Source organism: Chlorobaculum parvum NCIB 8327 (assembly GCF_000020505.1).
Lineage (GTDB): Bacteria > Bacteroidota > Chlorobiia > Chlorobiales > Chlorobiaceae > Chlorobaculum > Chlorobaculum parvum_A.
This window is the reverse complement of sequence record NC_011027.1, coordinates 1,187,100-1,199,563: the sequence shown is the minus strand read 5'-3', so window position 1 is coordinate 1,199,563 and position 12,464 is coordinate 1,187,100. Positions and strand designations below refer to the sequence as shown.

Here is a 12,464-nt window from a genome sequence, read left to right as displayed (position 1 = left end):
TTTTCACGCAGCCACCCACTGTACGGCGCTATCCATATCTTCAAAAAGATCGACACGGCGAGCTCCCCGGCCGTTGTCGCCGTCGAAGAGATCAACAATGGCGTTGTGAAGGCCATTCTGCAACACAATGGCAACCTTGTTGTTCTTTCTGCTCTTCTGGTTCAGCTTTTTGATAATTGGCATGACCGACGAGATGGTTGCGAGCGAAAGGCTTGTGTCATCATCGCCTTTAAAAACCCAGACTCGGCTCTTTTCGCCAAAACCGGGTAAAGCCGTGATGCGCAGGAAGGCGTCGAGAAGTTCCGAAAAACTGACCGATCCGGTGAAGGTCACCGCGATGTATTCCGCTTCGTTGATGATTCTATACATGGCTTTTATCGTGCTTGACGTTAATGGCATTCTTAGGTCTGAATCTTTATAAGAAAGAATTGCAAAATACATGCCAAATTGCCAGAAAGCACAAAGAACAGCGGCTTCTTATCGTTTTCTCACAATCTTGTAATGAGATTAAGATATTTTAAAATAGAGTGATAGGTTTGGTTATTGGAGGAATGAAGAAAATTTTATCAGGCAAAAGAGGGGAGATGAAATAGTGTACAGAGTAAAGAAATAAGTTGCGATAATGTAGAAAAGTGGGCTGCTGTGCCGCGACTTCCCAAGAATTCTTCATAATTGTAGGATTGTGTTGAGAGCCGAGACGAAATAGCGGTGAATGGATGGGCTGGGAATTGTGCTCTCTGCCTTGTAGTAAGACGAGTGAAATATCAGGGCGACCAACCGGGTCGCCCTGACTTGTTGTAACTAAAACAGTACGGCCTGGGCTTTTGCGGCTTGGGCCAGGAAGCGTTCTTGCCAGTTGGGGCCGGAGAGTTTTTCGGCCAACGCAACGGCGATGTGCTTGGGTTCCACGCCCATATCCTGGTTGCGTCCAAGCCCCTGTACGCACGAGGGGCAGTTGGTAAGGATGGTTGCCGTGGCCGAACCATGCATCGACTCCTTGAGCGCTTCTCGTTTGCGCTGGAGCATCGAGTCGGTGATGTCAGGCCTCGAAAGTGCCAGCGTACCGGCTTCCGAACAGCAGTGCGGCACCTCAGTCACCTTGCCGAATCCACCGACGTCGCGCAACAGGTCACACGCCTTGCCTTTCAGCGAGTCGTGGCACGGAGCGTGATAGAGGTTTTCGGGAGCGCTTCCACCCTCGACCCGCATCCCTTTTTCGAAGGCGTACCGCGACACGTCAACGATGCGATTGCCGAACAGCTTCGGAGCATCCATAATTTCAAGCCCCTCCATACAGGTGCCGCAAGAAATGACGCAGGCATCGAAATCGAGATACGAAAACATCTCCTTGATCTGGCTGAACATGACCGAGTTACGCAATACGATCTTGTCGTACTCGTCGTTTTTGGCGTTGACGTGCAGCGGGAAGCCGCAGCACAGGAACGGTGGCGGTAGAATTACCCGCGTACCAGTTTCGAGCAGAATGTGGATTGCCGCCATCGACACGGTCGAGTGAAGGCGCTCCGAGCCACAGCCGGGGAAGTAGAAGACGGTCGAGGTGGCCTCTTTGCCCTCCGGCTCGAACACCAGCACCTGATCGCTGTCGCAGGGTGGCAGCACGTCTCGCAGCGTTTTTTCCGGCACCGGCGGTACGGCCGAGCGCAGCAGGCGCAGCGGTGGCAGCATTTTCTGTGCCTCCTCCGAAGTCTGAAGTGGCGCAGTGAGCTTCGTTCCTGTCCGCTGGGCAGCGCCGCCAGCCCGCAGCACGGCATTGCGGAAAATCCGGTTGTAAAACGGCGAGCGGTTGGTCAGGTAGTCGAGCGTCAGCTTCGTAATAGGTGGCGTGTTTTTGAATCCGCGTGCCGAGAGAATTTCCCGCTCCAGTATCGAAACCTCGCCAGTATCGATGTCTACCGGGCAGGGTTTGAGACACTTGTGGCAAATCGTGCAGTGATCGGCTACCTCTTCGAGCCATTGCAGCAGGCTGAAGTCGGTCGAACGCTCGCGCTGGGCGTCGTAAAGCAACGCCTCGATGAGTGAACCGATGGCCAGGTTCTTGTTGCGCGGATGGTAGAACATGCCGCGTGCCGGGTAGTAAACACAGCAGTCCGGCTTGCACTTGCCGCAGCGGATACAGTGGTCCACCTTCTTCGACAGCTCTTCGAGCTTGCCTCGTTTCAGGATGTGCGCTTCAAGCTCCAGCAGGTTGAACGACGGGGTGAAGATATGGTTCAGCGCCTCGTAATCCTCCAGTTTGCCGGGATTCATGATGCGATCAGGATCGACCTCGTTTCGGTAGGCCGATAGCTCTTCGATGCGCGCCTTGTCCATGTACTTCAACTTCGTCACGCCGATGCCGTGCTCGCCCGATACCACGCCGCCCAGCGAAATCACCTTTTCCATCACCTGGTCGATGACGTGGTCTGCCCGTTCCAGCATCGGTCGATCGTTCGAGAGTACCGGCACGTTGACGTGCACGTTCCCATCGCCGGCGTGCATGTGCGTGGCCAGCACAATACGGCGGTCCCGAACGTACTTGTATGCCGCCTCGATGGCATCGAGCGTTTTCGGGTAGCCGCGGAAGAGCTGTTTCAGTTCCGAACGAAACTCCTGAACCAGCGTCAGCGAGCGAAGCATCAGCGGATCAGCCGTGTCAAGACGTCCGCGGATCAGATCGCACAGAGCGAGGCCAGCCGGGATTTTGGCCTCGAATGCAGAGAGGCTGGCCGGTTTGCTGCTTTCGTGCAGCATTGTCTCAACCCGGTCAATATAGAGCTGCTGCGAGTAACGCTCCTCCTCGACGTTAAGATCGTCGATGAAGCGGGCGAACACCGCAAGCTGATCGATCGGAATGACGATATCCTCGTTCAGCTTGAAGGCATTGGTCCGTCGTGCGATTGCGCTGAGCCGTTTGCGATCCTGCCAGTACAGGGTGGCTTCGGCCTGGTCGCGAGCGACGAACATCAGGGTGTTCGGGTGCTTGCCGAGCAGCTCACGCACCCGTTCGATACCCGCGTCGACCTCTGCCTCGTTGTGGCCGGCGATATCGATCAGAAGCACCGCTTTCGGCGTCTGCGGCCGCGTGGCCTTCACTTTGTAGTCGATTGCGCGGATGTACTCGTCGTCGAAATGCTCCAGCGCGAGCAGCGCCTCATGCTCCACCTCCCGGTAGGGGAAGATGTTGGCAAGCTCGACGATGACCCGGCTGGCTTCGTCCATGTCGGGGCCAAAGAACTCCAGACAGAGCGTGCGTTTCTCTTCGTACTTCGGATAGAGCACGAACACTGCCGAAGTGATGACGCCGTCGGTGCCCTCTTTCTGCAGTCCCGGCACGCCACCGAGCGCCTTGTTGGTAATATCTTTCCACAGCCCCTGTTTGCGGATTTCGGTGCCGCGCAAGGTGATGCGCTTTAGCGGCGCACCGTGCTGATCGAGCACCTCGTAGGTCACGGTGTCCTCTGGCAGAATTTTGCGAAGCTGATGATCGGTTCGGCGAACGGTCCACAGTTTGCCGCCCGGCATGGCGATCTTCCACTCCAGCAAATTGTCGATGCAGGTGCCCCAGCGCACGGCCATTTTGCCGCCCGCGTTCTCGGCGATGTTGCCGCCGATGGTGCAGGCCCACTCGCTGGTCGGGTCGGTTGCAAACACCAAGCCATGCTCGTCGGCATGGTGCATGGCCGCCTCGGTGATGACGCCCGACTCGACCTCGATCACCTTACCCGTTACTGAATGCCCCTCCTTCAAGTGGAACGTCCGCTCGCTAATGCCACGCACGTGGTTCAGTTTCTCGGTGTTGATGATGACGCAATCCGAACGCAGCGGCACTGCGCCGCCGGTCAGGCCGGTACCGGCACCGCGCGGAATCACACGCAGCCCAAGCTTGGCGATAGCAGCGATTAGGGGCGCCACCTGCGCCTCGTTGTCCGGCGTCACCACGGCTACTGGCAGGTACAAGCGCCAGTCGGTGGCGTCAGTAGCGTGCGCGACAATCGAGAAAGGATCAAACAGTACATTTTTGGTCCCAACGATGGGCGCCAGCTCCCGCTTCAGCTTTTGGCGGTAGGCAGGAATGACTTCGATCTCGGCACGAAATTTATCAAGCTTTTTACGCAGGGTCTGCACGATGGCCAGTACCCTCGAATCGCCGTTGGCCGATGCTTCGATGGTTTCAAGATCTTTCCGCGCATGTTCGAAAATACGGTTCCTGCGGCGTTCCGAATCGAGCAGCTCCTGAAACAGGTAGGGATTGCGTCCGTGAATAAGGATGTCACCGAAAATCTGCATCAGCAGGCGTGCGGAACGCCCTGTCACGCGAAAATCGCGCAACTCGTCAACCTGCCGCACCACAGCTTCGCCCAGTATGAACGAAATCGCCTGCCGGTCGCTGGCGGAGGTATAATTGTATGGAATTTCGCGTTTGACGGCAGGAGCCGTTTTCGCGATTTCAAGCTCTTTATTAACAGTCATAGGACGTACTAAAAACAAAAATTTCTTGTTCAGCTCTCAATCTCTTTTCCGGTAAAGGGGATTAATCATCAATGACGACAGTGTCGCGCAATTCTTGCATCCGCCAGTCATTATGGTAATCTGCAGTGGCAAACTGCCGGGGCCTCTTCCCTTTAAGTCCGGGATTGACTTGTTTATCAATATAACCAAAACCCCTGTAACTCTTTTGTTGTCATTCAGTCAGCAGCAACTCTAACGAGTGTCGATATGAGATTTTGGGTATCACCGAGGAATAACCAGCATCTGCCTTACCATCGTTTTTTTGAGGTTGTTAACCCAGTTAACCATGTTGCGCCAATGAACATTCCCGGAATCATCACGCCATAACCTCTTTTGGCACACCCGAATCAATGGCTCGTCGGTGTTGGTGTTGAAAGAACCGTAAAAAAAGAAAAAGAGAGTGTTATTATTGGTGTAATACGTCCTTATTGCTATATTTTTGACAGGACATAACGCTCGCCTTCGCCGATGGTTACTCGTATAGCCGGCTATGATTGCTGATTGTCAAGCGCAGGGGCGCGTGGATTGATAAGCTTGTTGGAATGATTTTTTCAGATTCGCTTAGCTTTTTATCAGAGCCTTGTGCTCTCAAACAATGAAAAAAAATTGTGAGCCAGCTTGATTTATTTTATAGATTCAATATGGGGTTTAGTACTGTTCAGTAGTGCCTCTTCGCAATATTTTTACTATTATTCAAAATACTGAGCAACTACAGTCCGTGTACAAAGTCTATAACAAACTCTACTATCTTCAAGTGTCGATTACTGGTCATATTGACCAGAAAGCACTTTTTGAGGCGCAGCAAGCCTTAATGCTGCATCCTGAATACCCTCACAAGAACTCTCTTTGGGTTTTAGATGGGGAAGTTATCTGTGATTTTTCGAACATCGATTTTTTTGAGACGGTTAAAAGGATAAAAACCTTTTTTCCTGCTGGAGCCACAAAGAAGAAAGGTGCTATGTTTGCAGCTGGAGGGTTTCAGTATGCCATGTTAAAGCTTTTTTGTGAAGAGGCTTGTCGTGAAAGAGTTCCCTTTGAGATGAAGCCGTTTCAAAGCTATTTGGAAGCAGAAAACTGGCTGATTTAGGATCGTGTTCGTCATTCTCTTTTTTGTTGCCTTTGCATTTCCTCGCTACAGATCTCCAATAGATTAGCCCCTGACGTACTGCGAAAGTGCAAGAGTGATCGTTTTCTCGAAGATCTAAGCCTCTCGACGCGCTCCATTATCCTATCTTTGTTGTCACCCATTTCCAGCAAGCAGTCTGAAGCTCAGTTTAGTGCTGATCTGATACTTCGCGCCATGATACATAAAGGATTCATGGTTTTCCCTTCCTGATTCTGCTGTACTCAATAGCTTGGTTGATAATTTTCCTCCGGCAATTACTGCGTCTTTATTCTTGTTTCTAACGTATTATTTAAAACGATGATTGAGGCGATAGCTATTGTCCTGTGTTTTTTGCATTATTCTCATGCTGTTACGCGGCTTTAATCAGGGCCTGTGGTGATATTGGCGGATTTCGGTCCTGCTGCAGCTGCATATTGTTAGGGTGATCCTGGTGTTGTCTTTTAACCTTTCCCTGGATGTCTGAAAATCACCGAATGTTCGAGCCGGCGTCTATCGGTTCGATCAGGCTTCGCAATCGTTTTCTTCGTTCGGCGACCCACGAGGGAATGGCCGACGCAGATGGCGCTCCGACCGAGTTGCTTGAAGAGCTCTACGTGCGGCTGGCCAAAGGGGAGGCCGGTGCGCTGATCGCCGGATATGCCGGCGTGCTTCAGCAGGGCAGGAGCAGCTTTCCCGGAATGTTGATGATGCACGACGACAGGTTGGTGCCTGCATACAGGCGCCTGCTCGATACGGTGCACCAGGCAGGTGCACCGGTTATCGCGCAGCTTGCCCACTGCGGTCGCCAGACCCGCTCGGCGGTGACCGGCAAAAGAACCGTGGCTCCGTCGGCGCAGAAGGATCCTTTTTTCACTGAAGAGGTTCCGCACGAGCTTTCGGACAGCGATATCCGGGAAATCATCGAGGCGTTCTCCGGGGCCGCTGTCCGGGCAAGGGCTTCCGGTTTCGATGGCGTGCAGTTGCATTGCGCGCACGGTTACCTGCTTGCCCAGTTCCTGTCACCGTTCAGCAATCGCCGTACCGACCGCTGGGGTGGTTCGATCGAGAACCGGTTTCGCATCGTTTCGGAGATCATGCAGAGCATCCATCGCAAGGTTGGCGATTTTCCGGTGCTGGCCAAAATCAACGCCTACGATGGTATGAAGGGCGGTATGAAGGTGGAGGATGCGGTTCAGATAGCCATGATGCTCGAGCAGGCCGGTTGTGCCGCTGTCGAGGTTTCTTCAGGCGTGATTTCGGAAGGACTGGCCGTGATGAGGGGCCCAAAAACGCCACTCGATCCTCTGTTTGAAGCCAATTTCAAATTCGCCTCAATCCCACAGCTGCTCCAACCGGTTCTGAAGCGCGTGCTGCCGCCGTTTCTCCCGGCAAGCCCCAAACCTTACCGGTGTTATAACGTGCAGGCCTCCAAAGAGATCAAGGCAGCTGTTTCGATGCCGGTGATCGTTGTCGGCGGCATTCATACGCTCGAAGATGCTTCGGTGGTGCTCTCAGGTAGCCGGGCCGATTTCGTTTCGATGTCGCGGCCGTTCATCAACGATCCCGCAATTGTCCGGAAGTTCCGTGAAGGCAGCCAGACGATGTCGAAATGCACGATGTGCAATTATTGCGCGATCATGATCGAACAGGAATCACTGCGATGCTGGAGAGGCCGCCTGCCTGATCGGTCATGACCGGCAAGCCTCAGATTACCCGAGTCCTCGAAACCTGATGCCGCGATAGAGCACCAGATGGTGCTGCTCCTGATACAGCGGCTGTTGTACGGCGTAAAAGGTGTCGTACACATACGAGGCGATCTGTTTTTTCTGACTGTCGCTGTACTGGTGCACTCCCGGATAGAGCAGAATCATCCAGACCACTTTCATCAATTTGACGAAATCATTGACGTAAAACCGCACCTTGCTTGTGCTGAGGTGGAGCTGCGTGTTCCGGAACTCCGGCAGGCGTTCGAGGCGGCGTTTCAGCTCCGGCAGGCTCTGGTCGTTGCAGATGCCGAAATAGTTGCCCGCGAAACGGCTATAGAGCGAGGTCGTGGTAAGCGGATCACGGCTCGATGGCGCCATAAGCACGGCGTGAATCGCACCCGATCGCGCAAGGAGGTGCTGGTGGATATTTCTGAACAGCGGCACCCACTGCTCCATTTCACAATAGTAGAGCGAATGGTGCAGGGTAATGAGATCGACGGGACGGTTGTCGAGCGATTGTTCGAGGAACTGCCTGGTGCGTTGCCCCTCATGAAGCTGTTCGTTGTAGTCGGCGGCAATCATGCTGACATGGCCGATATTCTGCCGTGTCACCCGATCCCTGACCGTCTCAAGCGCGTTCGGATCGATGTCAAGCAGGTAAAGTCCACCCCGGAAGGCGGTCTCAAGGATCCGGAATTGCGGTTCGCTGCTTGAGCCGATGGAGAGCGCCCTGAGCTTCCGGTTCAGCGGCACAGCCGCAGACAGCGTCCGGATGACCCGTGCCAGATGCTCGCCGATATCGGTTTTGTCGTTGCTGTAACGGCTCCAGATGTCATCCTCATCCACCATAGGGGAGAGTGCGCAACGAATGCCAGCCTCGATCAAGGCGCTTCTCGACTGCTGCTGAGAGGTTGATGTCATGGCTCTTATCCTTTGCCGGGGCTGGTCCGATCAGGTTGGGGGAGACCTGTCCCTGCCTTGTTTTTGCTTCAGAGGAAATATAACGATCCTCTTTTCTCTTTACTCGTGATGCCGCGGTTGGTTATGGCTGATCAGACTTTTTTGTGACTGAAGAGTTAACAGTGGTGAATGATGTGGAATTGTTGCTTGTAAATTTGCAAGTGATTCGTTATATAGCCACATAATCATATAGCGCCCCTCATTGTATGATTTACCCTTGTCAGGATGGGCGCTCATGCGATAGAAGGTTATCGGTGAGGATGATTTTCATCGATGCTCAGGCTCATTAATGAGTGAACATCACGACAAGCTATGGCGAAGACGATTTCTCGCAGGACATTCAACAAGCTGTTGCTTTCCGGTGTGGCCGCGAGTTCATCACTGCTAATGTCGGGTTTGCCGGTTATGGCGGCTGGCGCCAAAGCAAGAGTTGTTGTCATCGGTGGGGGATTCGGCGGGGCGACGGTCGCCAAATATCTGAAAATGGCTGATTCCGAACTTTCCGTGACGCTTGTCGAGCCGAAAACGGTATTCCATACCTGCCCGATGAGCAATTCGGTGATCGGCGGGTTGCGGAGCATGAGCTTTATCGCACAGAATTACGATGCGCTGCGTCAACAGTACGGCGTCGAGGTGGTTCACGATTACGCAATGGCGGTAGATCCGGTGAAGAAAACGGTGAAGCTCAAAGGTGGCAGATCGCTCGGTTACGACCGGCTTGTGGTCTCTCCCGGCGTGGATTTCATCTGGAACTCCATCGAGGGCTACAGCGAGCAGGCGGCTGAATCGAGCATGCCTCACGCTTACGAAGCCGGGCCGCAGACCGATCTTCTCCGTCGGCAGCTTCTGGCCATGAAGGATGGCGACAAGGTGATTATCGTAGCTCCCAGGAATCCGTTCCGCTGTCCGGCCGCGCCGTATGAGCGGGCGAGCCTGATCGCGAACTATCTGAAACAGCACAAGCCGAAGTCCAAAATCCTCATTCTCGACGACAAGGAGGTTTTTACAAAGCAGGACCTGTTCATGTTAGGCTGGGACCGGCTCTATCCGCGTATGATCGAGTGGCGTTCCGGCTCGTTCGGTGGGCATGTCGAGCGTCTCGATCCTTCAACGATGACGGTCTCGACCGAATTCGGTGATGAAAAGGGCGGCGTCATCAACGTTATTCCGCCCCAGAAAGCGGGCCGGATTGCGTTCGAGGCCGGGCTTGTCGACGAGTCGGGATGGTGTCCGGTCGATCAGGTAACGTTTGAGTCACTCAAACAGCCGGGTATTCACGTGATCGGCGATTCGGCTCTGGCCGGGCCGATGCCGAAGTCGGGAGTTTCAGCCAATACCCAGGCCAAGGTGCTTGCCGCTTCGTTGATCGAGTTGTTCGGGGGCAAGGCAGTCGAAACGCCCGATCTTTCAAGCCTTTGTTACAGCCTCATCGGGCCGGGTTACGCGGTTTCCGTAGCCGGGGCTTATTCCAGAAGCGCAAAGGGGATCACCGAAAAGCCCGAAGCGGTGCACCTGACGTCGATGGAGGCGACATCAAAACAGCTTGCCGAGGAGGCCATGCAGTCGGATCAATGGTATCATGCAATCACTTATGACATCTGGCATTGACCGGTGATTTTTCATTGGTGACATGAATTTTCAACACACTTAAATAAAGAGGCATATGAAATTTTCAGGCATTATCGCAGCAGTGGCGATCCTCATGTTGCCTGCGCTGGGACAGGCTGCCGGCAAGGTCGATCAGGATGCTCTTGCCAAAGGCAAGGCGCTGGCTTTCGATAGCGGCAAGGGCAATTGTCTGGCCTGCCACATGATTGCCGACGGTGAGTTCCCCGGCAATTTCGGCCCACCGATGATTCAGATGAAAGAGCGTTTCCCTGAAAGAGCAGTGCTTCGCGAGCAGATCTGGGACGCGTCGGCCAAGAATCCGAAAAGCATGATGCCTCCTTTCGGCAAGAACGGCGTTCTGACCGACAAAGAGGTTGACCTCATCGTGGATTATCTCTATACGCTTTGAACGCCATGAAAAACCCGTTGAGCGCTCCGTACGCTTTGCCCTCGAATCGCTCATGACCGTTTTTCACGGCATTCGGATTTAATGATTTTTTAAACAAGACCCCCGCAGGGTCAAACCACTAACACCCTTTTTTAACAGGAGGCAAACATGGGTATTTCCCGCCGAGATTTTTGTAGAACGGTCGCCGGTTCGGCGGCTTCGGTTGCCGTTTTGTCGATGATGCCGGGCACGCTTCTGGCCAAGTGGAGCGACAAGGCGTTCACGGCCAACGAGCTCGATGCAGCTATCGCAGCCAAGTACGGTTCTCAGCCGATCGAAGATTCAACCGCAATCGAAATCAAAGCTCCTGAAATCGCCGAAAACGGTGCGTTCGTGCCTGTCACGGTATCGACCACCATTCCCGGCGTCACCAATCTCAGCATTTTCACTCCGGCTAACTTCAACCCGCTTGTGGCATCCTTCGATGTGCTGCCGCGCATGAAGCCCGACGTTTCATTCCGCATGAGGATGGCCAAAACCTCCAATGTGATCGTCATTGCGCAGGCTGGCGGCAAGCTCTATCGCGCCACCCGCGAAGTCAAGGTCACCATCGGCGGCTGCGGTGGTTAATCGACAATTTTTCAAACCAATTTTCGGAGTGAAACCATGAAAATCAAAGCATCAATTCAGAATAACGTCACCTCGGTCAAGATGCTGATTCCGCATCCGATGGAGACTGGTCGCAGGAAAGATCAGAGCGGAGCGCTTGTTCCGGCTCATTTCATTACCGAGGTCACCGCCTCCTGTGGAGGCGACACCGTTTTCCGCGCAGAACTCGGCCCTGGCGTTTCGAAAGATCCTTACCTGTCGTTTCAGTTCGACGGCGCCAAAGCGGGGGATATGCTCAGTGTCTCCTGGGTGGACAGCAAAGGAGAGTCTGGAAAGGGCGAGGCAGCAATTGCGGCCATGTAATCCCCAAACAGAGGAGAACCCATTGATGATGAACAACAAGATCCTGAGGCGGCTGATGCCGGCCGCGCTCATGGTGTCGGCGGTCATGGTCGCCCGACCGGCCCATGCAACGGACTATCAGAAGCTGGTCGATGCCGATACCCAGGCCTTCCAGAGCTATTTCCAGAAAGAGTTTCCGGAGGTGAAACTTGCCGACTTCGCCAACGGCGTCTATGCGCTCGACGAGGATGCCCGCACGCAGTGGCAGGAGATGGAAGAGTTTCCGCCCTACGAGCTGGATGTCGAGGCGGGCAAGGCGCTGTTCAACAAGCCCTTCGCCAATGGCAAGTCGCTGGCCAGCTGCTTCCCGAACGGGGGAGCCGTGCGCGGTCAGTACCCCTATTTCGACGAGAAGCGCGGCGAGGTGGTGACGCTTGAAATGGCCATCAACGAGTGCCGCGTTAAGAATGGCGAAAAAGCCTGGCCCTGGCAAAAAGGTGATCTGGCAAAGGTTTCAGCCTATATGGCCTACATCAGCCGCGGTCAGAAGGTCGATGTGAAGGTCAAGAGCAAGGCGGCTTACGATGCCTACATGAAGGGCAAGAAGTTTTTCTATGCCAAGCGCGGTCAGCTCAACATGTCGTGCTCGGGCTGCCATATGGAGTATGCCGGTCGCCATCTGAGGGCGGAAATCGTCAGCCCGGCGCTCGGTCAGACCACCCACTTCCCGGTGTTCCGCTCCAAGTGGGGCGAAATCGGCACGCTGCACAGACGCTATGCCGGCTGCAACAAGAACATCGGCGCAAAGCCTTTCCCGGCGCAGAGCGAAGAGTATCGCGATCTGGAGTTTTTCCAGACGGCCATGTCAAACGGCCTGGAGTATAACGGCCCTGCATCACGCAAGTAAAAGGAGGAATGATGAAAAAAGTGTTATCGCTTTTGAGCCTGCTGGTGCTCATGCCTTCCGGCTCGATGCTGCTTGCCGGAGGCTGCTCGTCAACGCTGATCGACCAGGCCGAGGCGGCAAGAAAGGAGGCCGCCGCGCTGCGGAATGAATGGCGTGATACGGCTTCATTGATCGCCTCAGCCAAAGAGGCGTGCGAGCAGGGTCAGCAGGCGAAGGCCGACGAGCTGGCATCTCGCGCCCTGAATGAAAGCCAACAGGCCGTTGCCCAGGCTCAGTTTATGGAGAAGAACTGGGAGATGATGATTCCTGAACACTGAACATAGTTACGGT

11 protein-coding genes are annotated in these 12,464 nt (G+C 54.3%); 8 read left to right on the top strand and 3 right to left on the bottom strand.

Features of this window, described 5'->3' with window-relative positions; genetic code table 11:
- Positions 1 to 3: 3 nt before the first annotated feature.
- Positions 4 to 369 (bottom strand): hypothetical protein, encoded by a 366-nt coding sequence (locus tag CPAR_RS11145; protein WP_012502327.1) that lies wholly within the window; start codon positions 367 to 369, stop codon positions 4 to 6.
- A gap of 432 nt (positions 370 to 801) precedes the next feature.
- Entirely contained in the window at positions 802 to 4,470 is a 3,669-nt protein-coding gene (locus tag CPAR_RS05525; protein ID WP_012502326.1) for a DUF3683 domain-containing protein, read from the bottom strand.
- A gap of 757 nt (positions 4,471 to 5,227) precedes the next feature.
- On the opposite strand from CPAR_RS05525, the gene CPAR_RS05520 reads away from it, so the two are divergent.
- Positions 5,228 to 5,596 carry a hypothetical protein gene (locus tag CPAR_RS05520; RefSeq protein WP_156773381.1) on the top strand — a complete coding sequence of 123 codons (369 nt, stop codon included), beginning with the start codon at positions 5,228 to 5,230 and terminating at the stop codon, positions 5,594 to 5,596.
- Between the two features lie 494 nt (positions 5,597 to 6,090).
- The gene (locus CPAR_RS05515; RefSeq protein WP_041466142.1) at positions 6,091 to 7,308 is read left to right on the top strand and encodes an NADH:flavin oxidoreductase; all 1,218 of its coding nucleotides are present in this window, start codon (positions 6,091 to 6,093) and stop codon (positions 7,306 to 7,308) included.
- 15 nt (positions 7,309 to 7,323) lie between these two features.
- On the opposite strand, the gene CPAR_RS05510 is transcribed toward CPAR_RS05515, so the two are convergent.
- On the bottom strand, positions 7,324 to 8,241 hold the full coding sequence (locus CPAR_RS05510) for a class I SAM-dependent methyltransferase (protein WP_012502324.1): 918 nt from the start codon (positions 8,239 to 8,241) through the stop codon (positions 7,324 to 7,326).
- 351 nt (positions 8,242 to 8,592) lie between these two features.
- On the opposite strand from CPAR_RS05510, the gene CPAR_RS05505 reads away from it, so the two are divergent.
- The 6 genes from CPAR_RS05505 to CPAR_RS05480 all read left to right on the top strand — a co-directional run bounded on the left by CPAR_RS05505 (position 8,593) and on the right by CPAR_RS05480 (position 12,451).
- Entirely contained in the window at positions 8,593 to 9,888 is a 1,296-nt protein-coding gene (locus CPAR_RS05505; RefSeq protein ID WP_012502323.1) for an NAD(P)/FAD-dependent oxidoreductase, read from the top strand.
- Between the two features lie 55 nt (positions 9,889 to 9,943).
- Positions 9,944 to 10,297, top strand: coding sequence for a sulfur oxidation c-type cytochrome SoxX (gene soxX / locus CPAR_RS05500; RefSeq protein ID WP_012502322.1), 354 nt, complete (start codon positions 9,944 to 9,946; stop codon positions 10,295 to 10,297).
- Between the two features lie 147 nt (positions 10,298 to 10,444).
- Positions 10,445 to 10,906 carry a thiosulfate oxidation carrier protein SoxY gene (soxY, locus tag CPAR_RS05495; protein WP_012502321.1) on the top strand — a complete coding sequence of 154 codons (462 nt, stop codon included), beginning with the start codon at positions 10,445 to 10,447 and terminating at the stop codon, positions 10,904 to 10,906.
- A 36-nt stretch (positions 10,907 to 10,942) separates the two neighbouring features.
- Complete coding sequence (gene soxZ / locus CPAR_RS05490) at positions 10,943 to 11,248, top strand: thiosulfate oxidation carrier complex protein SoxZ (protein ID WP_012502320.1); 306 nt, start codon at positions 10,943 to 10,945, stop codon at positions 11,246 to 11,248.
- Positions 11,249 to 11,273: 25 nt separating this feature from the next.
- Complete coding sequence (gene soxA / locus CPAR_RS05485; RefSeq protein WP_012502319.1) at positions 11,274 to 12,134, top strand: sulfur oxidation c-type cytochrome SoxA; 861 nt, start codon at positions 11,274 to 11,276, stop codon at positions 12,132 to 12,134.
- An 11-nt stretch (positions 12,135 to 12,145) separates the two neighbouring features.
- Entirely contained in the window at positions 12,146 to 12,451 is a 306-nt protein-coding gene (locus CPAR_RS05480; protein ID WP_012502318.1) for a hypothetical protein, read from the top strand.
- The last annotated feature ends 13 nt before the right edge of the window (positions 12,452 to 12,464 follow it).